Origin of the sequence: Marinobacter sp. AN1 (assembly GCF_026013985.1) — a bacterium.
GTDB lineage: Bacteria > Pseudomonadota > Gammaproteobacteria > Pseudomonadales > Oleiphilaceae > Marinobacter > Marinobacter segnicrescens.
In genome coordinates, this window is sequence record NZ_CP110342.1 from 1,053,657 (window position 1) to 1,075,821 (window position 22,165).

Here is a 22,165-nt window from a genome sequence, read left to right on the forward strand (position 1 = left end):
ATAAGGGCGTAACTTGTCTCTGAAATACCAGCTTCGGGCTGTCTGGATTGATGCCTTAAACCGGCTCCGCTATGGTGCACGGGCTCCGCGCTATGCCGAGCGGGTATGGATCCAGCCGTCCGCATGTCATCGTTATATCGAGGCCGCAGACCTGGCGAAGCACCTGGGCTCGCGGGTCCGGCAGATGTCGGGCAAGGTTATTCGGCAATGGCCCTCTGAGCTGGAGCAGCCTTTTGAGAACCACCCAAAGCTGACCTATTGCTGGAATCACTGGCGCGACGGCCAGGACTGGCAAGAGGCTGGTGCCATCGAGTTCATGCTCAGCCGTATTGCCGTTTCACCCACGGGCGTTACCGACCATTGCCGGACGCCGGCGGATGTCCAGGCCCGTTTTGATAACCTGGACGGTATCCGGGAGGATGTGCTGCAACGTGGGCGCTTTCCTTCACGGCAGGAGCTGGATCCGGACAACTATCGTGAGGTGGGCGGCATACTCATGCATCTGGGTCCGGAAGGCGAGCCGATATTTTCCGGAGCGGGCTGTCACCGCTTTGCGATCGCCATGTTGATGGATCAGCCTTTCCCGGCCCAGTTGGGCTGTGTCCATACCTCTGCCCTGAAATACCTGCCACAATTGCGGCAGGTGCCCTGACGTGGCCGGGCCGAGGTCCTTGCCGTCACCACTGACCGGAGAAACTATGTCGTCACTGCAAGCGTATTCCACCTGGGTATTTGATTGTGACGGTGTGTTGCTGCATTCGAACCGGGTCAAAACCGATGCGTTCTATCGCGCCGCGGAGCCCTACGGCACGGACAAGGCCAGGGCATTGGTCGACTACCATATCAGCAATGGCGGAATCTCCCGCTACATCAAGTTCAGGACCTTCCTTTCCGATATTGTCGGCCGTGAACAGGTGGATGAGGAAGAACTCGACACCTTGCTTCAGTGTTACGCGGGCTATGTCTGGGAAGGGTTGTTGTCCTGCGAGGTGGCACAAGGGCTGGAGCGGTTACGGGCGTTGACGCCGCGATCCTCCTGGCTGGTGGTTTCCGGTGGTGACCAGGCTGAGCTGCGGGCGGTGTTCTCAGAGCGTGGTCTGGCGGAATACTTTGACGGGGGCATCTATGGTAGCCCGGATACCAAGGACGAAATCCTGTTACGAGCAATCCAGTCTGGTGTTCTACGCAAGCCTGCGCTGTTTTTGGGTGACAGCCGCTATGACATCGAAGCGGCGACCCGGGCCGGGCTGGACTTCGTGTTCCTGAGACGCTGGAGTGAGTCCGACCATGACTTTGCTGGCGCATTGTTAAAACTTGAGGGAATTGACTCTGTCGTATCCCTCATTGAGCAGAAAGGTGGGTGAGTTTGTGGTGAATACCTCCGGGAAGGCGATAAATAACCGCCTGATCATCCTCGGTGCCGGCAAGCCGTTTCGTGGCGAGCAGCACAGCGTTCTGAGGGGCACGACTGGCCACCGGCGGGTTCTGGACTGGTTGCTGCATGCCATGGCCAGTGCGCAACCGGAGGTTCACTTTGTCGGTGGCTACCAGCTGGATGAGGTGGCCCAGTGCTACCCTGACCTCCACTATGTGGTTAACCCCAACTGGGCAACTACCGGCGCTGCGGCATCACTGCTGGAAGCGCCACTGAATGACCGTTTCACCCACTATGTTTCCTTTGCCGACATTCTGTTTCGTCAGTCGTCTGTGAGCGCGCTGGCTGACAATACCGCCGATATCGCTATGCTGGTGGACACCCACTGGCGGTCGCGGGTGGACCGCACAGGCGACGACCTTGTCCGGTGTGAAAAGGTCAATCTTCACGGTTCCCAGGTGACCCGGCTGGGGCGTGATATTTTACCGGAGTTGGCGGATGCGGAATTTGTGGGGTTGGTGAAGCTGTCGCCCCGGGTTGTGGCATACCTTGACCAGCACCGGGACCAGCTCCCCGGGGCCTTCCGCAGCGGCAGCCTTTCGCAGCTGGTGGAATACTTGCGGGTCAGGGGCTTTTCCACGGAAGCCGTGGACGTGGCTGGCGACTGGGCGGAACTCAATGACCCCAGTGATCTCAGCCGTTTCATCCTGGGAACCAAGGCCCAGACCCTGCATCGGCTACAGGGGATGGTGAGTTGCAGTCGTATTGAGGACCAGGTCAGCTTCACGGTGTCAGCCTGGCAGGAAAATCCGTCTGATATTCTCTCAGACATTTCCCGCCGCCTTGCTGATTCCGGCCGGTTGGTTGTGCGCAGCAGCGCACTGTCGGAGGATGGGTTTGGTGTGTCCAACGCCGGCGCCTATACCAGCCTGCTAAACATTGAGCGGGCGTCGGCGCAGGCGTTGAGTGCTGCGATTGATAAGGTGATTGCGTCCTACCCGGATGGACACCCGGAGAACCAGGTGCTGGTGCAGCCGATGCTGGAGAGTGTGGTCGCCAGCGGTGTGGCGTTCACTCGTGTACTCGCCACCGGCGCGCCTTACTATGTGGTTAACTACGACGATATCACTCGCAGCACCGAATCCATCACCAGCGGCTCAAGCCGGGAGCACAAGACACTTTTTCTCCACCGCAGCGCCCCGGACGAACACCGCAATATCCCCGATAACCTGGCAGGCCTGATACCCGCGTTGCGGGAGGTAGAGTCGCTGTTGGATTTCGATTCGCTGGATATCGAATTTGCCATTTCCGAAGGCGGTTTGATCCATATCCTCCAGGTGCGTCCCATTGCGGTGCAGCATGAACTGGACAGCGCCGATGCGGCCGAAGAGGCCATGATGCGGGCACAGGCACGCTTTGCGGAGCTGCAGGCGCCCGGTCCTTTCCTGGTCGGTCGCAGGACGATGTTTGGCGTGATGCCGGACTGGAATCCAGCCGAGATTATTGGCACCCGGCCAGGTCGCCTGGCCGCAAGCCTGTACCGTTACCTGATCCTGGACGATGTCTGGGCCCGGCAAAGGGCTGAATACGGTTACCGGGATGTGCGCCCGCAACCGTTACTGGTCCAGTTTGCAGGCCACCCCTATATTGATATTCGCGCCAGCTTTAACTCCTTTGTTCCGGCCACCCTGAGCGATGACCTGGCGGGGCGGCTGGTGGAGTTCTACCTGGACTGGCTGCAGGCCCATCCCCACTTGCATGACAAGGTTGAGTTCGAGGTCGTGCCTACCTGTTACTCGCTTGACTTCCAGCACTGGCGCGAGCGCCTGCAAACCCATGGGGCCTTCAGTGTCGGAGAGCTTGACGAGTTGTCTGAGGGCCTAAGAGCCATAACCACCGCCGCATTTCACAGAACGGAGGCTGACCTGGCCGCTGTGGATGGGTTCCGGCAGCGCTTCGAGCGGTTGCGTGGGACTTCCTTGCCGCCCCTGGACAAGGCGTTGGCATTGCTGGAGGAGTGTCGGCGGTATGGCACCTGTACGTTCTCACACCTGGCCCGCAGTGCCTTTGTGGCGGTGACGTTATTGCGCTCAGCGGTGTCCGAGGGTGTACTGTCGGGGGCGGCGAAGGAAGCTTTCATGCAGTCGATCCGCACTGTGTCTCACCGGTTTACCGAGGATGCGGAGCTGGTTCGGCAAGGCAAGCGATCCTTTGCGGAGCTGGTGGAAACCTGGGGGCACCTGCGCCCGGGCACCTACGATATTACCTCGGCCAGCTACGGAGAGTTGCCGGATACCTACTTGCGTCCGGTGGTGGAGCGTGGCGGTCATGGTGCATCGGGCCGGGCCAGCCAGGCGACCCCGGATCTATGGCAGGCTGAGCGCAATACGTTTCTGGACGCCCTGGCACAGTCAGGCTTGCCCTCCGAACCCGGGCTGGTGGAGGGGTTTCTGCGCGGCGCGATTGAAGGTCGTGAGCTGGCAAAGTTCGAGTTTACCCGCCATCTTTCACTGGCCCTGGACTGCCTGGCGGAGTTTGGCGCTGGCCATGGTATTGACCGCGAGCAGATGGCCCGTATTCCTGTTGAAGCCCTTTCAGCGCTGAGGGCGGGCACCGCGGAAGTGAACGATGTCGGGCGCTGGCTTGCACAGCAGGCGGAAGAGGGACATGAGGCGGCAAGGGGGGCGGCCCTGGTGGAGCTGCCGCCATTGCTGACCTGCCAGGAGGACTTTCAGGGCTTTTTGTTTGCGGATAGCCATGCCAATTATATTGGCGCCAACCGGGTTCAGGCGGAATGCGTGGACCTGTCATCGGACGGACTGGCGGCCGAAGCAGAACGCCCGTCGCTGGCCGGTCGCATTGTCCTGATTCCCCAGGCTGACCCGGGATACGACTGGCTCTTCGGCCATGGCATTGCGGGCCTGGTAACCCTGTATGGTGGCGCCAATTCCCATATGGCGATCCGCGCTGCAGAGTTTGGATTGCCCGCGGCCATTGGTATTGGTGAGGCGCGGTATGCCCGCCTGGCGGGTGCTGCGGTAGTGGAGCTCGATCCGGCCAACAAGCGGCTGGAGGTGGTTCACTGATGCGCATTGCCATTACCCAGCGGGTGGAGGTCGTTGCCTCCCACGGCGAACGCCGTGACTGCCTGGATCAGCAGTGGGCCCCCTTCCTGGAGGAGCTGGGGCTGGTGGCCTTGCCGGTTCCCAACAACCTGCGGTCGCCGGAGCAGTGGCTGGATGGCCAGGGCGTGGACGGCGTGGTACTGACCGGTGGCAATGATCTTTCGGTCCTGGTCGACGGCCGGAACCAGGCCCGGGAACGGGATCTGACGGAAGCGGCATGTCTGTCCCTGGCCCGCTCCCGACGGATTCCGGTGCTCGGGGTCTGCCGGGGCATGCAGATGCTCAACCACTGGATCGGTGGTCGCCTCGATCCCGTCACGGGGCACACCGCTGTTCGTCATCGGCTCCAGGGTACGCCATCGGAAACCGCTTTCGACGCCTTCACGGAGGTCAACAGTTTCCACGACTGGGGTGTGCCGGCTGGCGGCCTTGCCCCTGAACTGATCCCCCAGCTCTTCAGTGAAGATGGCTATATCGAGGCCTTTACCCACAACTCCCTCCCCTGGGCAGGCATTATGTGGCACCCGGAGCGGGAGACCCCTTTCCGGGAGGCAGACAAGGCACTTTTTAACCGAATTTTCAGAGAAGGTTTATGCAGACACTGATTCTGGCGGCGGGGCAGGGTACCCGGCTTCGTCCCTACACCAATGACCGTCCCAAGTGCATGGTAGAGCTTGCAGGCAAACCCTTGCTCCACCGACAGTTGGCCGCCATGGCCCGTTGCGGCGTTGAGTCCGACATCACCGTTATTGGTGGCTACCGGGCGAGTGACCTGGACGCTCCTGGTAGTGACATAGTGATTAACCCGCGCTTTGACCAGACCAACATGGTGCTGACATTGTTTGCGGCCCGTGACCGGATGCTGGATGGCGAAGACCTGCTGATCAGTTACGGGGATATTGTCTATGAGCCCCGTGTCCTGCAGGCGGTGCTCGACTGCGATGCTCCGGTCTGCCTGGCCGCGGACCGGGCGTGGAGACGACTCTGGAAACTGCGCATGGATGAGCCGCTGGATGACGCCGAAACCTTCCGGATGGACGACATGGGACAGGTTACGGAGCTGGGCAAGAAACCTGAAAGCTATGACCAGGTCCAGGCTCAATACATGGGCCTGGTAAAGATCCGTGGTGACCAGGTGGCGGCGTTCAAGGCATTCTTCGACGGGCTCGACCGAGAGGCCCGCTATGATGGCAAGGATTTCGACAACATGTACATGACCAGCCTGGTGCAGGGACTGATCGATGCCGGGTGGCCGGTACAGGCCTGCCTGGTGGATAACGGGTGGCTGGAAGTGGACACAGCCGAAGAGCTGGAAGCCTATGAGGCCATGGCGGCCTCCGGCAAACTGGACACCTATTGCCTGCTTGACTGAACCTGCGGCCGGGCGATCATTCCCTGAGTTGTTCCCGAAGCTCGTATAGCCGGTCCACCAGTGGCCGGTAGGGCTTAAGCATGGACTGGATCTTTTCTTCCTGGCCAATGCCGATGTTTTTGATGGACTGGCTGGGGTCGAAGGGGGCGTCATTGCCCTGACGATTTTCCAGGCCCAGGTACCGGGTGATGCGCTCCGCCTCACGGGAGTGGTCTTTTACGAAGGTTTCAAAGTTGACGGTCAACAGGTGGCCCATAGGCAAGGTCTGTTCCAGTGCCTTCAGGTGCTCCAGTTTTGCGGCAATCCCCTTGAGAACATAGGCAATATCGTCCTGCTCGGAGTCGTCGAAAGCGGGGTCGGATTTACGTTTGCCGATCTTGCCCTGGCGTACCACCTCCGCAAACTGGTCCTGCGGGTCCCGGTGAACGACCACCAGCCGGTAGGGGCTGAACACTCCAGGCCAGCATGCCTCGTGCTTGCCTACCCAGATGGGCTGGTTCCAGACCACAGCCTTGTGGTGACCTGCCAGCCTTGCGCCCAGCGCCTGGAGCCACTGGTTCCACACGCTATCGTCGGACGGTGCACCGCCCGCAGCAAGGTGAGCGCGATACTGCTTCAGGTACTCGAGCTTCAGGCGGTTATGAAACACCTGCTCCTTTAGCGGGAGTTCTGAGGGCGTCCTCACCTTGCGCTGCTTCCACGCAGCGGCAGGTAGCTTACCAAGGGCGGTTTCAAGCCACATCCGGCGTGCCAGTTGTCGGGCCTCTTTGCCCGACGCTGCCTCGAGCATGCTGCCAATCCGGCCCTGGCGCTTGAAGTCGGTAAACTCGCCCCGGGGCACAACACAGTCCGGGTGGCCTTTCAGGTAGTCCACAACCGCCCCGGAGCCGGACCAGTAGATACCTGCGACAAGGATGTTGAGGGGCAGGGGGGGCGATGTTGTCATGGCGTTGGCTCCTCTGGTGCTGTGAGGAATGCACTGACCACTACGTCACTGCGAAAAGGCGCCAGCCACTCCGGCCGGATTGTGATGGGGAGTTCCCGGATGGTACGTTCCAGGCCCGCCGCCAGGCCTTCCGGGTTCGGTGGTGTCAGGTACCGTTCAAGTGCACCCTGGAAAACGAACCGGACTCCACCACGGCTATCTGTGGACAGAATGGGCGTTCCACACGCCAGGGCCTCTGTCAGCACAATGCCCAGCCCCTCGTATTCAGAGGCGAGCACAAACAGGTCAGCCTTTCGCATCCAGGGGTAGGGATTACGGCGTTTACCGGCAAACAGGACCCTTTCGGTAATGCCGAGATCCCTGGCTTTCTGCTCAAGTTCTTCCCGCAGGGGGCCTTCGCCGACAATCACCAACTGATGTGGAATATCGGCCCGGGCGAAGGCTTCCATCAGCAGGGCGTGGCCTTTCTGAGGTACCAGGCGGGCGACGTTGACGATGTAGCGTTTGTCAGGGATATCCGGGTCGTTTTCCTGCGCCAGCGACTGGATCGATTCCACCGGGCAAGGGTTGGTGATCACCCTCAGGCTTTTCGGATGGATCCTGCCGAGGGCAAAGGCCTCTTTCGCGGATTCCATCACACCCGATGAGACGCAAACCAGGTGGCGGTCATCGAAAACCAGTTTCCACTCCCACCGTTTTTGCCACAACGGCCGGTCATGGTGGATGACGTTTTCCAGCACGTAGACGCAGCGATCATCCCGGAAAGACCAAAAGTACTTGAACGTACCCAGGCCCCGGAAAATGATGCGATCGAAGCGACCGTGCCGTCTCTCCAGCTTCCGGATATGACGTTTCAGTAGCCAGCCATGCAGCCAGCCCACCCACATGAAGTGGGAGCGGGGCAATATCACACCCAGCAACAGGCGGGAAAGCAGGAACACGGGGATACCGATGACCGAAGCCATCAGGTGCTTTAGCTGGTCCCAATGGTGCAGGGTAACCCGGTTGTCGGCTGGCTTCAGGTCGTTGGGGCGGTTACGGCAGGACAGCAGATGGCTGTCATGGCCCTGTTCGGCAAAGGCGTCGGCAAGGTTCACGGCAACCCGCTCCATGCCGCCCATTTTGAGGCTGTGGATAACGACCAGGGTTCTCATGGGTCAGGCGCCGGCAGAATCGGGACGGGATTTCTCGATACCGTTCTCGGCCCACCAGGTTTTCTGTTCCTTGACGGCCTTTCGAATGGCGCGATTCTTCTCCCATATCTCGGGTTTCGAATAACCCCGGGCGTGGTCCAGGTGCAGACATACTGTGCTGTAGCGGATCTGCTTTGACTTGTGGCCGTAGTTCCACAGGCGTTCGCCCAGCTCCCGGTCAAGGCCGCCGTATTGCATATCTTCGTTGAAGCCGTTGACGGCGATCAGGTCACGGGTCCAGGTAGAGCTGTTCATGCCGTTCCAGCTGGCCGCAGCCGGGGTGACGGCGTTAAGCAGTTTCCGGAACCCCTTTGAGGGGGACAGTTTCCAGAGTTTGTGACTCTTCGGTTGGCCATTGGCAACCAGCCAATCCGGCTCGAAAATCACGCCGCTGCGGATGTCGTCGTCGGTGATTTTCTCGGATACCGGCATGGTGAGCTTGATGTAACCGCCGGAAAGGAAATGTCCCGGCTCGGCCAGCCGCCGGTGGGTGGCAATAAAGCCCGGTTCGGGAATGCAGTCGCCATCAGTGAAGATCAGGTAGTCGCAGCTGGTTTCCCGGATCGCCTTGTTCAGGATCTGGCATTTACGGAAGCCGTCATCCTCATGCCACACATGGTCGATCGTGAGGATGCCCCGGTCACGGAAGCGCTCGATCAGCTGACGCGTCTCGTCGGTTGAGCCATCATCCGCGATGATCACCCGGAAGTCCTTGTTCGACTGATTCTCATAGCCAGTCAGCACCTTTGCCAGCCAGGCAGGGGAGTTATAGGTGGTGATCACCACGCCTATGGATTGCGGTGTTGCTTGGTGCTGGGACATAGGTACCGACAGGTTCAGGCTGAAAACAAGCGGCAATTATACACAGTCAGCCCCGGGCTTGCCCGTCAGGGATATCGCGGAGTCAGTTGGCGATTGAATAGAGCCGGGCTCGGATTACTTGCAGCGCTTTTTGGGGTTGTAGGGATTGATCTCTCCGGGCGTCAGGTGACGGAAGCGTTTGTACTCCCACTGATACTGTTCCGGGATTTCCCGCACGCACTTTTCCACCGACAGGTTCAGGGCGGTTACTGCTTCGACCGGATCTGCACTGTCAATGCCGGGTTCGGTGGGGCGGATCACCATACGGAAGCCCCGCCCGTCCTTGAGTCGCTCTGCGAAGGTGGTAAACGATGCAGCGCCTGACCGGGCGATCAGCTTGGACGCCAGGGTCATGGTGCGTACATTATGTCCGAAGAACGGGCCATAGGCGTACCCACTGTTCTTGTCCGGGCTTTGGTCCGGCAGTATTCCGGCAATCCCCCCGCCCTTGAGTATGCTCACCATCCGCACAAGGCCGCGGCGGTCGCCCCTTACCAGCGTGGAGCCTGCCCGTTCCCGAACGCGGATCATGTAGTCTTCGAATTCTGCCATGTGGGGTGGGCTATAGAGTGCTGCCATCTGGTAGCGGGAGGAGAAATAAATACCCGCCAGCTCCCAGTTACCAAGGTGAGGGGCCAGAAGGACCACACCCCTGCCTTCCGCCAGTGCCCTGTCCACCATTTCGAGGCCTTCAACCTCCCGGATCAGGCCCAGGCATTTCTCCACCGGCCACTCCCACATCAGGGGGATTTCCATAAAGGTTTGTCCGGTATGGCGCAGGCTGGAGCGAACCAGGCGGCGACGCTGGTCTTCTGGCATCTCAGGAAAGCACAGCCTGATGTTTGCCGTGGTGACCTTTTTGGAGCGGGTTGGCAGCCAGCCTCCCACAGTGCCCAGCACCCGGCCGATGCGTTGCGCCATATCAAAGGAGAGTTTGCCGGCCAGTCGCAGCGCAAGGATGGCAAGGGAGGCCTTGTTAAGTGCCATAGGTGGAATTGTCCTTCAGCGTTTGCGTTTCTTGCCGTAAAAGGCAGGGTCATCCCGGTTGGGCTGGGTCTTGAACCGCCGATGCATCCACAGGTACTGGTCAGGCTGGCGGCGGATTTCCCGCTCGATGGCCTGGTTGACGAGGGTGGCGTCGGCCAGGTCGTCGCCAGACGGGAAGTTCTCCAGTGCCGGGTGGAAGTAAATGTCATAGCCAGGTTTGTCGTCCCGGCGGAAGTGACTGAAAGGTACCACGGCACAGCCGCTGCGCTCGGCAATGCGGGAGGTGGCGGTAATACTGCCGGCAGGAATGCCGAAGAAGGGCGCGAATACGATGCCCTTGCGGCCATAGTCCTGGTCCGTGGCGTACCAGACCGTGCGATTGGCCTTCAGACGCTTGAGCAGGCCTCGTAAATCCTTGGAGTCGAGTACGGCGCCATATCGTCTCTGTCGGGCCCGGGTCATTACGGCGTTCATCAGCGGGTTGTTGTGATCCCTCTGCATGACGTCCGCTTCGATGACCTCGGTGGAGAGGCAGCCACCCAGGTCCAGGGTGCTGAAATGCCCGCCAAGAAGCATCACACCTTTTCCTCCGGCACGGGCCTTATCCAGATTTTCAAGCCCATGAACCCGGGTAATGTTCATGAAATCGGACGCATTGCGGAACCAGGCCACCCCGATTTCCATCAAACCAATGCCGTTAGAGTGGAAAGCCTTGCGGACCAGTGCTCGTTGTTCATTGTCAGAGAGCTCGGGAAAACAGGCGCGGATGTTTGTCTCGGCGATGTGTCTCCGCTGCGGAATGAAGCGCCAGGCCAGCTCGCCGATCAGCTTACCGATTTTCCACTGCATACCCAAGGGCAGGCGAGCCATCAGCCACATTGCGCCCACACCCAGCCAGGTCGGCCACCAGCGCGGATGAAGGTAATGGCTGTAATCCAGATCACGTTCTTTCTTGCGATGTTTGCGCTTCACGTTTTACCGAGGATTCCAAAGGGCCAATGAGGAGGCTCAAAGGGAGAGAGTTTATCAGGGCCGGTTCGCCGGTGTCACCGGCAGGTCAATTGGTTAGAATGGCCTCACGTTCGAGTCAGGAGCCTCCATGCTGCATACCGTTTATTCCCTCTGTTATCGGCTGCTGTTGCCCTTTGCCCTGGCTTATCTCTGGTGGTCCACCCGTCGCAACGGGGCGAGTTCCGAAGGCTGGCAGCAGCGCCTCGGGTGGGTTCCGGCATTGTCCGAACCGGTGATCTGGGTGCATGCGGTTTCTGTGGGTGAAACCATTGCCGCCGCTCCGCTGGTGAAGGCGCTGCTGGCCCGCCGGCCCGACGTGCCCATCCTGGTCACTGCCATGACAGCGACCGGGGCAGCGCAGGCCAGAACCCTGTTTGGCGACCAGGTTCACTATGCCTATGCGCCCTTCGATACCCCGGGTTCGGTCAGACGCTTTCTGAGGCGTGTCCGGCCCCGGGCACTGGTCATCATGGAGACCGAGATCTGGCCCAACATGATTACCGGGGTGAGCGGGAGGCAGTGCCCGATCTTTCTCATTAACGGCCGTTTGTCGGCGAAGTCTGCCCGGGGTTATCAGCGTTTCGGTGAATGGACGCGTGGTTTGGTGCGGCGAATCGACTGGATTGCTGCTCAGGCCGATGAAGATGCGGGCCGGTTCCGTGAAATTGGTGCACGGGGAGAAGTGATCTCGGTGACCGGTAGCGTCAAGTTTGATGTAAACATCACTGACGCCGTGCGAGAGCAGTCCCAGGAGCTCCGCGAGGAGTTCCAGGATCGTCCGGTATGGATCGCTGCAAGTACCCATGAGGGGGAAGACGAGCAGCTGCTGGAGGCCCACGCCAGGGTACGGGAGGCCTTTGCTGATGCCGTACTGATTATCGTCCCCCGGCACCCGCAGCGATTCGATTCGGTGGCCAACATGATCAGCCAACGGGGGTTCTCGCTGGCGCGGCGCTCGGCCGGGGAGCCGCCGGCCGCCGGGGCGCAGGTCTATCTTGGCGACACCATGGGGGAGCTCATGGTGATGTTCGGCGCGGCAGATGTTGCCTTCGTGGGCGGCTCACTGATCGAGCGAGGCGGCCACAACCCGCTGGAGCCGGCGGCCTGGGGGATGCCGGTGATCACCGGGCCCCACGTGTTCAACTTCGAGACCGTGTACCGGCAGCTGGAGGAGCACCATGGCCTGGTTCGGGTGTCAGATAGCGCAGGCCTGGGAGAGGCGGTAGCGAGGTTGTTTTCGGATCCAGATGAGGCCTCCCGGCTTGGCACGGCTGCGCTAGAGACTGTCGAAGCCAACCGGGGCGCCCTCAACCAGGTGGTTGAAGGCGTGCTGGCGCGGCTTGCTCCGGAGGGCGGAAACACAGCCGCTGGCGGGCAGGCCTGATCCGGCTTACTTCATTGGGGAGTCCGGGGTTTCTTCCTCATTGGCCAGCGCCTCAATGCCCGGCGCCGTCTCGCTGAGCCACTTGTTCAGTTCCAACAGGTCCTGCGGGCTCAGGGTGCCGGCCGCCTGTTTCAGTTGCAGGGTATTGACCACGTAGTCGTAGCGGGCGTTGGCGTAATCCCGCAGGGCAACGTAGTAAGCCCGCTCCGCATCCAGTACTTCCACTATGTTCCGCGTACCTACTTCATAGCCGGCCCGGGTAGCGTCCAGTGCGCTACGGCGGGAGATGATGGTTTGCTCGAAGGCGTTGGCGGTTTCAATATTGTTGTTCACCGTCAGGAACAGGCTGCGGGTATTCACCCGTACGTCCCGGCGCACCGTATTCAGGTCCTGTTCGGCGGCGGTGAGCAGCGAGCGCTGTTCCCGGACGCCGGCCTGGGTGCCGCCGCCCGTGTAGAACGGGATGGTCAGTGACAGTGAGACAATCGATTGGTTGCCTTCTTGCTGAGTAAAAAGGGCGTTCTCCAGACTGGTTTCCTGGTAGGAGGCGCTCAGCTCAAGAGTTGGTAAATGACCGGACTTTGCCGCTTTCAGGCTGGCTTCGCTGGCATTGAGTTGCCTCAGGGCCGCCTGAATAGACCAGTTTTGCTCCACCGCGGTTGCTTCCCACGAAGTTGGATCCATAGGCTCGGGGCGCCCGAGCGGAAAATTCTGCCTGAGATTTTCCATGGCGTCCGGATATTCTCCGGTTAACCGGCCAGTTGTTCTTTGGCCACATTGAGGTCGTTGTCGGCGGCGATGCGCTGGCTTCTGGCATCGTCGTAGCTGGCACGCGCCTCATAGACTTCGGTGATGGCAATGAGCCCCACGTCAAACCGTTCCTGGGCCTGTTCGTACTGGCGCTGGATGGCCGTTTCAGTTGCTTTGGCGGTTGTGACGGTGTCTTTGGCGCGCAAGACATCGAAGTAGGCGGTTGCTACATCAAGAATCAGCTGTTGCTGGGCCAGGTTGTACTGGGCCTCGGCCGCCTCGGTCTGGAACTGGCTGGCTTCGTAGCTGAACCAGTCTTGAGCCCGGAACAGTGGCTGGGTCAGCTCGACGCCGTAGCGGTAGGTTCGATAACTGTCTCCCGAGAAGAGTTGCCGCGTCAGCTCATCGGCGTTTGCCCCCCCGGGTATATTCCTGGGCTCGAAACGTGTGTAGCTTGCTGACCCAACCGCCGAGATTTTGGGCAGCAGGGCGCTCTTGCTGACATCGCTGGTTGCCTGCTGTGCCTGGAACTGCGCCAGGGACGAGGCAATGCCGGAGTCATAGGACAGTGCCTTTTCATAGGTTTCCATCAGATCCAGAGAGAACGCAGGCTGGGCTGCGAGCAGGCTGATCAATCCTGGAAGTAAACGTTTTTCATTGGTTCTCCTGAAATACTGACTCCGGGAATCTGCCCGGCAATGACCCAAAGGTATTGGTTGACCATTATGGACAATAATCGTTCCCGTCTCTAGACTTGCTAAGTCCACGTATTTTGTGGACAAACGAATTCAGAATCGCGTCTTGATGGGGTGCTGATTCGCCATAAACTGGCGATCGGCTGAGATTGCAACGCAGAACCCGCGACCTGATCCGGATAATACCGGCGTAGGGATTAAGGCCAGATGAACCGCGACACCATGCCTGTAGGGCTATTTGTCGCAACTCCGTCATACGCGACCCGATACCACAAGACCATCCGGGAGCAGATCATGACGGACTTACCAGCATACCTCAGCGACTCCGCAAAAGTAGACTCCGCAGCAATCAAACCATTACCAAGCTCACGAAAAATATACGTGCAGGGTAGCCGAGCCGATCTGCGCGTGCCTATGCGGGAAATTACCGTGGGCGACACCCCCACTGAAATGGGTGGCGAAAAGAACCCGCCCGTGGTGGTATACGATACCTCTGGGCCCTACACAGACCCGGAAGCCACCATTGATCTCCGCAAGGGCCTGCCGCCGGTTCGCGCCGCCTGGATTGCCGAGCGGGGCGATGTACAGCAACTGGACGGCTACACCTCCGAATTCACTCGCCGCCGCATGAAAGACCCGCAGCTTGACCCCCTGCGGTTTATGGACGAGCGCAAGCCACTGCGCGCCAAGCCCGGCAGAAACGTATCCCAGATGCACTATGCTCGCCAGGGCATCATTACGCCGGAGATGGAATACGTTGCCATTCGGGAAAATATGAAGCTGCAGGAGGCCCGGGCCAACGGCTTGCTGGCGGACCAGCACCCCGGCCAGTCCTTCGGTGCCAACCTGCCGCCGGAGATCACCCCCGAGTTTGTTCGGGATGAAGTGGCCCGGGGCCGTGCGATTATTCCCGCCAACATCAACCATCCGGAAACCGAACCGATGATCATCGGTCGCAACTTCCTGGTGAAAATCAACGGCAACATCGGCAACTCGGCGGTGACCTCGTCCATCGAAGACGAAGTAGAAAAACTGACCTGGGGTATCCGCTGGGGTTCCGACACGGTGATGGACCTGTCCACCGGCAAGAACATCCACGAAACCCGCGAGTGGATCATCCGCAACTCCCCGGTTCCCATCGGCACCGTGCCTATCTATCAGGCGCTGGAAAAGGTGGGCGGCGTTGCGGAAGACCTGACCTGGGAAATCTTCCGGGACACCCTGATCGAACAAGCCGAGCAAGGCGTGGATTACTTCACCATCCACGCGGGTGTTCGTTTGCACCATGTGCCACTCACCGCCAAACGCACCACCGGCATCGTCTCCCGGGGCGGCTCGATCATGGCCAAGTGGTGTCTGGCGCACCACAAGGAAAGCTTCCTGTACGAGCATTTCGAAGACATCTGCGAAATCATGAAGGCCTACGATGTCTCCTTCAGCCTCGGTGACGGCCTGCGCCCGGGGTCCATTGCCGATGCCAACGACGCGGCACAATTTGGCGAGCTGGAAACCCTGGGAGAACTTACCAAGATTGCCTGGAAGCACGATGTTCAGTGCATGATCGAAGGCCCTGGCCACGTGCCCATGCACCTGATCAAAGAAAACATGGATAAGCAGCTGGAATGCTGCGACGAGGCGCCGTTCTACACCCTCGGCCCGCTGACCACGGATATTGCTCCGGGCTATGACCACATCACCTCCGGCATCGGCGCGGCGATGATCGGCTGGTATGGCTGCGCCATGCTCTGCTATGTGACCCCGAAAGAGCACCTGGGCCTGCCTAACAAGGACGACGTGAAAACCGGCATCATCACCTACAAGATCGCCGCCCACGCCGCCGACCTGGCCAAGGGCCACCCTGGCGCCCAGGTCCGCGATAACGCCCTCTCCAAGGCCCGTTTCGAGTTCCGCTGGGAAGACCAGTTCAACCTCGGCCTGGACCCGGACACCGCCCGGGCGTTCCATGACGAGACGCTTCCCAAGGAGTCCGCCAAGGTGGCACATTTCTGTTCCATGTGCGGACCGAAGTTCTGCTCGATGCAGATTTCCCAGGAGGTGCGGGACTATGCCCGGGAGCATGGCCTGGATGAGGTGTCTGCGGTGGATGCTGGCATGCGAGAGAAAGCCGAGGAATTTGTGGCTGCCGGTGGGAAGATCTACGACCGGGTGTGATTGGTTCGGTAATTCTCCAGCCTGTCGGTTGGGTGCCGGGGGCAGCAGGCCGATAACATTTTTCGGGAGACGCCCCGCAAGTACGTCCCTGTAGGGCTCGACGGCAGCCATCCCTGGCTGCCGACGCTCCCGAAAAACGTTCTCAACCCGCTACCCCTTGAACTCCGAGATACCGTTACAAAAACTTCACAAGTCCGTGTAGGCAAGGGAGCTGATAGCCAGAGCAGAACTAATGGCAGAAAGAGCCTGGGATCAGTTCATGACGGTGTAACTGCAAGCCACGCGATATCGGGAGGATAGACGGGGGCCGGGCGAGGATGCTTTTCGGGACCTTCAAAAACATGGACGTTTTTGAAGAGCCTACAGGGACGTATTCACGGCGTGTCCCGAAAAGCATCCTCGTCCGGCGACCGCTGGCACCGCGACCTGAAAGCTGCGCGATACAGCCACCCAAACCGAACTTGCAATACCAAACCCCGAACGGCTATCGTTCACCATCACGCCATACCACCGGAAACCCCAGAACCACCATGACCGAAAAGAAGCCCGAACCCTTCCAGTTCAAGGCCAGCGACGTGCAGGTCCACAAGCGGGAGACCGTCTTTAAAGGCTTCTTCCGCATGGACAAGCTGTGGCTTACCCACCCGCGGTTTGATGGCACCACCATGCCCGAATTTACCCGCGAACTGTTCGTTCGTGGCGACGCCACCTGCGTGCTGCCCTATGACCCTGAGCGGGATGAAGTGGTCCTGCTCGAACAGTTCCGCCTCGGAGCCATCGGTCGGGATCAGAGCCCATGGTTGCTGGAACTGGTAGCCGGAATGAACGAAAAAGGCGAGGACCCGGAGGACGTTGCCCATCGTGAGGCCGAAGAGGAAGCCGGGCTGAGCTTTACCCGCCTTGAAAAAATCTGTGAATACCTGGTGTCACCCGGTGGCACTACCGAACTGGTCTACCTCTACGCTGGACAGGTCAGTACCGAAAACGCCGGTGGGCTCTACGGACTGGACCATGAGCATGAAGATATCCGCGCCCATGTTTTCAGTGCCGAAGAAACCTTTGCCATGATCCACGATGGGCGGATCAACAACGCGGCGGCCATCATGGCGATCCAGTGGCTTCAGCTTAACCGTGACCGCCTGCGGCGGGAGTGGGGGCAGTCGTGAGCGCCGAGACCCTGCGCAGGCAGCGCTACGTACCTGACCTGCAACGACTCGGTGCGCTGTGCGAAGGCAACTACCAGCGCCTGCGTCGACTTCGCCGGGTCCAGGGTGGGGACACGGATGTGCTGCAGTTCGACCTGCACCGTGAGGCCCATTACCTTGGGCGCGTCAGTATTTCGGTGTTGCAGCAGACCCGGTATACGGAAACGCTCTTGCTGGAACAGGTCCATAACAGCGGACGCTGGCTGAATAACCCGGAGCTCACCGTGCGGGTATACCACGACGCCAGCATGGCTGAAGTGATCAGCTTTTATGGCAATCGCCAGGTAGCCGCCGTCAACGATTACCCCAACCGCTTCATGCACCACCCGGATGAAAAGGTCCAGCTCAACGGTTTTGTGGCAGACTGGCTCGACTACTGCCTCAGGTTCGGTCACGTTACACCGGATTCCAGCCCGTGGCGCTCTGCCGATGGCCTTGAAGACCAGGCGCCTGCCCGCTGAGGTCCTGATCAGTCCTCCTCGTGTCAACTTTTGTAAAAATTGCCCTGCTTCCACTGCCGACTTGTGACTAAAGTAGAAGTTGTATACGTAGAATCCGGCTAGTATCGAAGACATCAGCCGCTGGACGAAAAACACGTAATGTCGTCACCTGAAAACGAGACACCCATTCCATTGCCGCCGGCGACAGCGCCGTAGCAAGCGTTCTCCAGATTACCGATCCCCACCTGATGGGGCATGGCGGCGGAGCCCTTTTGGGTGTTCGTACCCGTGACAGCCTGGCTGCGGTCATTCAGTTGGCAAGGGCGCGACAGCCACAACCAGACCTTCTGCTTGCGACCGGTGATATCGCCCAGGACGCCTCTGAGGCTGCGTACCATGAATTTGCCCGCCAGGCCGCTGCCTTCGACTGCCCCCAAAGCTGGATTGCCGGCAACCATGACGACAGCCAGGTGCTCAACCGGATTGCTGCTCAATACCAGGCCGGTGGGCGCCAGTTCCTGGTGGGAAGTTGGCAGGTCATCATGCTGGACTCCTCTGTAAGAGGGCAGGTGTACGGCCAGCTTGGAGAGGCAGAACTGAGGTTCCTGGCGGAGGCTCTGACCGCCTTCCCGGATCGTCCTGCGCTGGTGAGTTTACATCACCACCCCGTTCGCATCGATACCGAGTGGATGAACGCCATCGGCTTGCATAACCGTGACCAGTTCTGGGAGGTTATCGACCGCTTTCCACAGGTCAAGGCCGTACTCTGGGGCCATATCCACCAGGACCTTGACTTGTACCGGGGCGACGTCCGGCTGCTTGCGACACCATCCACCTGCATCCAGTTCGAGGCGGGGTCCGAGGACTTTGCCGTTGAGCGGCTGGCTCCGGGGTTCCGGTGGCTTGACCTTCACAGCAATGGCACCCTGGATACAGGGGTAGTTCGGGCGACAGACTTTCAATATGAGCTGGATATGAACAGCAACGGCTATTGAGTCGCTGTTCGGACGGCTATACTGACAGGCCCATTCCTTCTATCCGGTACATTCATGGCCTCCAGTGATAGAGACCCGGTTCTGGTCTACCTTCATGGCTTCAACAGTTCGCCCCGCTCGCAGAAAGTGTCTGAGCTCCGGACGTTGCTGCCTGCTGTCGCGCCTGACATAGAGCTTGTTGTGCCGGAGCTGGGGTTCGACCCTGAATTGGCATTGATCAGAGCAAGTGCGGCGGTAGAGTCTGCCGGGGACCGACCGGTGGGGCTGGTTGGCAGCTCCATGGGCGGGTTCTATGCCTCGGTCCTGTCGGCGAAGTATGGGGTGAAGGCCGCGCTGATTAACCCGGCTGCCTGGCCATACCGATTATTGCAGTCCCACCTGGGGCTACAGCATAACCCCTATACCGGTGAGGACTACGAGCTGACCCCCGCCCACATGGACACCCTGGAAGCCATGGAGCCCGGGGACACGGTTCGGGCAGACAACCTGTTTATCCTGTTGCAGACCGAAGACGAAACCCTGGACTACCGGGAAATCCTGGCCAAGCACCCGGGAGCCCGAACCTGGATCCAGCCAGGGGGAGATCACCGGTTCCAGCGGTTCGAACGGGTTGTGCCCGCCATCCTGGCGTTCCTGTTTCCGGGTGATTTCCGGTAAACTGCGGCAAATTTTCCAGCCAATGGATAAGTGACATGAGTGAGATACCTGCGGATCTGAAATACATCGACACTCACCAGTGGGTTCGGGTGTCGGATGACGGCACCGCCACAGTAGGCATCACCGATTACGCCCAGGAGCAACTCGGTGACGTGGTCTATATCGGTCTTCCCGAGGTCGGCGAAACGGTTACCGGCGGTGAGGAAGCCGGCGTGGCTGAGTCGGTGAAGTCCGCCTCCGATGTGTTCAGCCCGGTCACCGGCGAGGTGATTGAAATCAACGGCGCCCTGGAAGACGAGCCGGAGATGGTTAACGAGGACCCCTACGGTGAGGGCTGGCTGTACCGGGTGAAGCTGGCAGACCAGGGTGAACTGGACGGGCTGATGGACGCCGCTACCTATGGCGAGTCGCTGGCCGATGCATAAGGGCCGGCATTGATGGACTTTCCTGTTCTTTACCTTCGCAAGGGCGCCGAACGTCGCCTGAAAGCCGGGCACCTGTGGGTCTACAGCAATGAGGTGGATACCCGCCGCTCGCCACTGACGGATTTCGAGGCCGGCAGCCAGGCCCAGTTGCGTGCATCCAATGACAAGCCCCTGGGGACAGTGTTTGTTAATCCCCATGCCCTGATCTGCGGTCGGCTGATCAGCCGCAATGCCACCACCGGGATGACCCCGAAGCGACTGACGGACAGGTTGGAAACCGCCCTGAAGCTGCGCGGCCGGGTTTTCCCCGAGCCCTGGTACCGTTGGGTCTACGGGGATAGCGACGGCCTGTCAGGACTGGTAATCGACCGTTTTGATGACGTGGTGGTGGTACAGATTTCCACCGCCGGAATGGAATCCATGAAAGAGGCCATCATCCGGGGCGTGCAGCGCCTGGTGCATCCGAAGGCCATCATTCTGAAGAATGACGGCAAGATGCGTTCGGTGGAAGGTTTGTCCTCCTACGTCGAACAGGTCGAGGGCGAGCCGGTGGACGTCCTGCACGTTCGTGAGAATGGCGTTCGTTTTGAGGTGCCCCTCAGTGGTGGCCAGAAGACCGGCTGGTTCTATGACCACCGTATGAACCGCGCCCGCCTGCAGCAGTACAGTCCGGGGTGCCGGGTGCTGGATGTGTTCAGCTATGCTGGTGGCTGGGGCCTGCAGGCCGCGGCTGGTGGTGCCAGCTCCGTTACCTGTGTGGACAGCTCACGGCAGGCTCTGGCCTCGGTGCACCATAACGCTGCGCTCAACGGGTTCAATAATGTGGACACCCTGGAGGGCGATGCCTTCGAGGTGCTCAAGGGCCTGGCAGATGATAAACAGAAGTTCGATATCGTCGTCCTGGACCCGCCGGCACTGATCCCCCGCCGTCGTGACCAGAAAGCCGGCGAGCAGGCCTATGCCCGCCTGAACCAGCTGGGTCTGCGCCTGCTGGAGCGTGACGGGTTGCTGGTCTCGGCGTCCTGCTCCATGCATCTGTCCCGGGACAAGCTGGTGGATATCATCCGTGGTAGCGCCCGCAAGGTAGACCGTTTCGTCCAGCTGCTGGAACAAGGCTATCAGGGCCCGGATCACCCCATGGTGCCGGGTATTCCCGAAACGGATTACCTGAAAGCCTGCTTTGTCCGTTCCCTGACCGAGTTTCTTTAATCCCGTAACGACATAACGGGCCACCCCTGCTCCCTGGCGTACTGTTCCAGGGTCGGGTCCGGGTCCACCGCCACGGGGTTGTCTACCAGCTTCAGTAGCGGCAGGTCATTGTGACTGTCGCTATAGAACCAGGCGCCCTCCAGGCTTTCTCCGTGCTCTTCCAGCCATTCCCTGAGCCTGACGACCTTGCCGTCCTGGTAGGTAGGCACCCCGACAATATCACCGGTATAGCGACCGTCGACCACTTCCGGCTCCGTTGCCAGCAGGTGCTCGATGCCCATGGCCTCGGCGATGGGGCCGGTTACGAAGCGGTTGGTGGCAGTAATGATCATCAGCGTATGCCCCCGGTCCCGGTGGCTGGCGAGCAAGGTGTCGGCCTTGCGTTGATACAGGGGTTTGATCCGACTGTTCATGAACGCCTTGCGCCAGGCAGCCACTTCTTCCGGTTCGCGTCCGGCAATGGGGGAAAGGGCAAAGCGCTGGTACCGGTATACGTCCAGTTCGCCGTTAAGGTAGTCCTGGTAGAACTGGTCGTTCTGCTGTCGGTGGCTTTCGGGGTCCACCAGTTCGGCGTCTACGAGGAACTCTCCCCACGCATGGTCGCTGTCTCCTGCCAGCAGGGTGTTGTCCAGGTCGAAAATGGCCAGGGTCAAGGGGATTCTCCTTCAGAGGTGCTTTTACAGGGTATTCTAACATGCTGAAAAAGAATGCCTGCTTCGTTTGCCGACCGGTAGGCTTTCTGTAAGAATGGAGTCAATCTGGAATAAAAGTCCCTGCAAAAAGGGGCTTCTTCCGTAACACTTTGAGACAGGACTGTGCCGTGATTGATTCAGACGGTTTCAGACCCAACGTCGGAATCATTCTGGCCAACCACAAGGGCGAGGTCTTGTGGGCAAGGCGGATCGGGCAGGACTCCTGGCAGTTTCCACAGGGTGGCATCAAGCACAACGAGTCACCGGAACAGGCTCTCTACCGGGAGCTGGCCGAGGAAGTCGGCCTGGGGGCAGGGGATGTGGAAATCATCAGCTGCACCCGGGGCTGGCTGCGCTACCGTCTGCCGAGACGCATGGTGCGCCATAATTCGCGTCCCGTATGCGTTGGCCAGAAACAGAAATGGTTCCTTCTGAGGATGCTTTCCCCGGATGCGTCTGTGCGGGTTGACCACACAGATTCGCCGGAATTTGATGGCTGGCAGTGGGTAAGCTACTGGTACCCGCTGGGGCAGGTGGTGTCTTTCAAGCGGGAGGTCTATCGCCGTGCCCTTCGAGAGCTGGCCCCCCGATTGTTCAGTACGGTAGATCAGTGGCAGCGTGCCGAAGAAGCACAGCGCCGACAGGACCAACAACAATGACGGATTGACACC

At 59.9% G+C, this 22,165-nt stretch carries 20 protein-coding genes, 1 pseudogene and 1 riboswitch; of the genes and pseudogenes, 14 read left to right on the forward strand and 7 right to left on the reverse strand.

The window, feature by feature from the left end; translation table 11 throughout:
• Positions 1 to 13: 13 nt before the first annotated feature.
• From LJ360_RS04700 to LJ360_RS04720, 5 genes are read left to right on the forward strand one after another with little or no spacing between them, the layout of a single operon-like run.
• Positions 14 to 652, forward strand: a complete 639-nt coding sequence (locus LJ360_RS04700) for a hypothetical protein (RefSeq protein ID WP_091851206.1) — start codon at positions 14 to 16, stop codon at positions 650 to 652.
• Between the two features lie 46 nt (positions 653 to 698).
• Positions 699 to 1,364 carry an HAD family hydrolase gene (locus LJ360_RS04705; RefSeq protein WP_091851209.1) on the forward strand — a complete coding sequence of 222 codons (666 nt, stop codon included), beginning with the start codon at positions 699 to 701 and terminating at the stop codon, positions 1,362 to 1,364.
• Positions 1,345 to 4,461 carry a PEP-utilizing enzyme gene (locus LJ360_RS04710; RefSeq protein ID WP_264995421.1) on the forward strand — a complete coding sequence of 1,039 codons (3,117 nt, stop codon included), beginning with the start codon at positions 1,345 to 1,347 and terminating at the stop codon, positions 4,459 to 4,461. Before LJ360_RS04705 ends, LJ360_RS04710 begins: the two co-directional genes overlap by 20 nt.
• Complete coding sequence (locus LJ360_RS04715; RefSeq protein WP_264995422.1) at positions 4,461 to 5,105, forward strand: gamma-glutamyl-gamma-aminobutyrate hydrolase family protein; 645 nt, start codon at positions 4,461 to 4,463, stop codon at positions 5,103 to 5,105. Before LJ360_RS04710 ends, LJ360_RS04715 begins: the two co-directional genes overlap by 1 nt.
• On the forward strand, positions 5,093 to 5,872 hold the full coding sequence (locus tag LJ360_RS04720) for an NTP transferase domain-containing protein (protein WP_091851217.1): 780 nt from the start codon (positions 5,093 to 5,095) through the stop codon (positions 5,870 to 5,872). The genes LJ360_RS04715 and LJ360_RS04720 overlap by 13 nt, the downstream gene beginning before the upstream one ends.
• A 16-nt stretch (positions 5,873 to 5,888) precedes the next feature.
• On the opposite strand, the gene LJ360_RS04725 is transcribed toward LJ360_RS04720, so the two are convergent.
• From LJ360_RS04725 to lpxL, 5 genes are all read right to left on the reverse strand, one after another.
• Positions 5,889 to 6,818: a sulfotransferase gene (locus tag LJ360_RS04725; protein WP_264995423.1), complete on the reverse strand. Its 930-nt coding sequence runs from the start codon at positions 6,816 to 6,818 to the stop codon at positions 5,889 to 5,891.
• Complete coding sequence (locus LJ360_RS04730; protein WP_091851222.1) at positions 6,815 to 7,972, reverse strand: glycosyltransferase; 1,158 nt, start codon at positions 7,970 to 7,972, stop codon at positions 6,815 to 6,817. Before LJ360_RS04730 ends, LJ360_RS04725 begins: the two co-directional genes overlap by 4 nt.
• Before the next feature lie 3 nt (positions 7,973 to 7,975).
• Entirely contained in the window at positions 7,976 to 8,833 is an 858-nt protein-coding gene (locus tag LJ360_RS04735) for a glycosyltransferase family 2 protein (protein WP_091851454.1), read from the reverse strand.
• A 114-nt stretch (positions 8,834 to 8,947) separates the two neighbouring features.
• Positions 8,948 to 9,859 (reverse strand): lysophospholipid acyltransferase family protein, encoded by a 912-nt coding sequence (locus tag LJ360_RS04740; protein ID WP_091851225.1) that lies wholly within the window; start codon positions 9,857 to 9,859, stop codon positions 8,948 to 8,950.
• 15 nt (positions 9,860 to 9,874) lie between these two features.
• A complete protein-coding gene (gene lpxL / locus LJ360_RS04745; RefSeq protein ID WP_091851228.1) occupies positions 9,875 to 10,831 on the reverse strand; it encodes an LpxL/LpxP family Kdo(2)-lipid IV(A) lauroyl/palmitoleoyl acyltransferase in 957 nt (318 codons plus the stop codon).
• Positions 10,832 to 10,958: 127 nt separating this feature from the next.
• Between lpxL and waaA the strand changes: the two genes are divergently transcribed.
• Positions 10,959 to 12,254, forward strand: a complete 1,296-nt coding sequence (waaA, locus tag LJ360_RS04750) for a lipid IV(A) 3-deoxy-D-manno-octulosonic acid transferase (protein WP_264995424.1) — start codon at positions 10,959 to 10,961, stop codon at positions 12,252 to 12,254.
• A 6-nt stretch (positions 12,255 to 12,260) separates the two neighbouring features.
• On the opposite strand, the pseudogene LJ360_RS04755 reads toward waaA, so the two are convergent.
• Positions 12,261 to 13,711: pseudogene (locus LJ360_RS04755) on the reverse strand (TolC family outer membrane protein).
• Between the two features lie 88 nt (positions 13,712 to 13,799).
• A riboswitch (TPP riboswitch) is annotated at positions 13,800 to 13,913 on the forward strand.
• Between the two features lie 80 nt (positions 13,914 to 13,993).
• Between LJ360_RS04755 and thiC the strand changes: the two are divergent.
• The 7 genes from thiC (at position 13,994) to LJ360_RS04790 (ending at position 20,802) form a co-directional block, all read left to right on the forward strand.
• Positions 13,994 to 15,871 carry a phosphomethylpyrimidine synthase ThiC gene (gene thiC / locus LJ360_RS04760; protein WP_264995425.1) on the forward strand — a complete coding sequence of 626 codons (1,878 nt, stop codon included), beginning with the start codon at positions 13,994 to 13,996 and terminating at the stop codon, positions 15,869 to 15,871.
• A gap of 530 nt (positions 15,872 to 16,401) precedes the next feature.
• On the forward strand, positions 16,402 to 17,037 hold the full coding sequence (locus tag LJ360_RS04765) for an NUDIX domain-containing protein (protein ID WP_264995426.1): 636 nt from the start codon (positions 16,402 to 16,404) through the stop codon (positions 17,035 to 17,037).
• On the forward strand, positions 17,034 to 17,537 hold the full coding sequence (locus LJ360_RS04770; protein ID WP_264995427.1) for a DUF1249 domain-containing protein: 504 nt from the start codon (positions 17,034 to 17,036) through the stop codon (positions 17,535 to 17,537). Before LJ360_RS04765 ends, LJ360_RS04770 begins: the two co-directional genes overlap by 4 nt.
• Positions 17,538 to 17,764: 227 nt before the next feature.
• A complete protein-coding gene (cpdA, locus tag LJ360_RS04775) occupies positions 17,765 to 18,511 on the forward strand; it encodes a 3',5'-cyclic-AMP phosphodiesterase (RefSeq protein WP_264995428.1) in 747 nt (248 codons plus the stop codon).
• 54 nt (positions 18,512 to 18,565) lie between these two features.
• Complete coding sequence (locus LJ360_RS04780; protein WP_264995429.1) at positions 18,566 to 19,168, forward strand: YqiA/YcfP family alpha/beta fold hydrolase; 603 nt, start codon at positions 18,566 to 18,568, stop codon at positions 19,166 to 19,168.
• A 35-nt stretch (positions 19,169 to 19,203) separates the two neighbouring features.
• Positions 19,204 to 19,593, forward strand: coding sequence for a glycine cleavage system protein GcvH (gcvH, locus tag LJ360_RS04785; protein WP_264995430.1), 390 nt, complete (start codon positions 19,204 to 19,206; stop codon positions 19,591 to 19,593).
• 12 nt (positions 19,594 to 19,605) lie between these two features.
• A complete protein-coding gene (locus LJ360_RS04790) occupies positions 19,606 to 20,802 on the forward strand; it encodes a class I SAM-dependent rRNA methyltransferase (RefSeq protein ID WP_264995431.1) in 1,197 nt (398 codons plus the stop codon).
• Here LJ360_RS04790 and LJ360_RS04795 read toward each other — a convergent pair.
• Positions 20,799 to 21,455, reverse strand: coding sequence for an HAD family hydrolase (locus tag LJ360_RS04795; RefSeq protein WP_264995432.1), 657 nt, complete (start codon positions 21,453 to 21,455; stop codon positions 20,799 to 20,801). The two genes, LJ360_RS04790 and LJ360_RS04795, sit on opposite strands and share 4 nt — an antisense overlap.
• A 167-nt stretch (positions 21,456 to 21,622) precedes the next feature.
• Between LJ360_RS04795 and LJ360_RS04800 the strand changes: the two genes are divergently transcribed.
• Positions 21,623 to 22,153 (forward strand): RNA pyrophosphohydrolase, encoded by a 531-nt coding sequence (locus LJ360_RS04800; RefSeq protein ID WP_091851261.1) that lies wholly within the window; start codon positions 21,623 to 21,625, stop codon positions 22,151 to 22,153.
• The last annotated feature ends 12 nt before the right edge of the window (positions 22,154 to 22,165 follow it).

Bases quoted from the DNA above. Each gene is read 5' to 3' on its own strand.
- LJ360_RS04790 (WP_264995431.1), top strand. From the start codon at position 19,606: ATGGACTTTCCTGTTCTTTACCTTCGCAAGGGCGCCGAACGTCGCCTG.
- waaA (WP_264995424.1), top strand. From the start codon at position 10,959: ATGCTGCATACCGTTTATTCCCTCTGTTATCGGCTGCTGTTGCCCTTT.
- LJ360_RS04720 (WP_091851217.1), top strand. From the start codon at position 5,093: ATGCAGACACTGATTCTGGCGGCGGGGCAGGGTACCCGGCTTCGTCCC.
- LJ360_RS04780 (WP_264995429.1), top strand. From the start codon at position 18,566: ATGGCCTCCAGTGATAGAGACCCGGTTCTGGTCTACCTTCATGGCTTC.
- LJ360_RS04725 (WP_264995423.1), bottom strand. From the start codon at position 6,818: ATGACAACATCGCCCCCCCTGCCCCTCAACATCCTTGTCGCAGGTATC.
- LJ360_RS04715 (WP_264995422.1), top strand. From the start codon at position 4,461: ATGCGCATTGCCATTACCCAGCGGGTGGAGGTCGTTGCCTCCCACGGC.
- LJ360_RS04765 (WP_264995426.1), top strand. From the start codon at position 16,402: ATGACCGAAAAGAAGCCCGAACCCTTCCAGTTCAAGGCCAGCGACGTG.
- gcvH (WP_264995430.1), top strand. From the start codon at position 19,204: ATGAGTGAGATACCTGCGGATCTGAAATACATCGACACTCACCAGTGG.
- LJ360_RS04740 (WP_091851225.1), bottom strand. From the start codon at position 9,859: ATGGCACTTAACAAGGCCTCCCTTGCCATCCTTGCGCTGCGACTGGCC.
- LJ360_RS04705 (WP_091851209.1), top strand. From the start codon at position 699: ATGTCGTCACTGCAAGCGTATTCCACCTGGGTATTTGATTGTGACGGT.
- cpdA (WP_264995428.1), top strand. From the start codon at position 17,765: ATGGGGCATGGCGGCGGAGCCCTTTTGGGTGTTCGTACCCGTGACAGC.
- thiC (WP_264995425.1), top strand. From the start codon at position 13,994: ATGACGGACTTACCAGCATACCTCAGCGACTCCGCAAAAGTAGACTCC.
- LJ360_RS04735 (WP_091851454.1), bottom strand. From the start codon at position 8,833: ATGTCCCAGCACCAAGCAACACCGCAATCCATAGGCGTGGTGATCACC.
- LJ360_RS04730 (WP_091851222.1), bottom strand. From the start codon at position 7,972: ATGAGAACCCTGGTCGTTATCCACAGCCTCAAAATGGGCGGCATGGAG.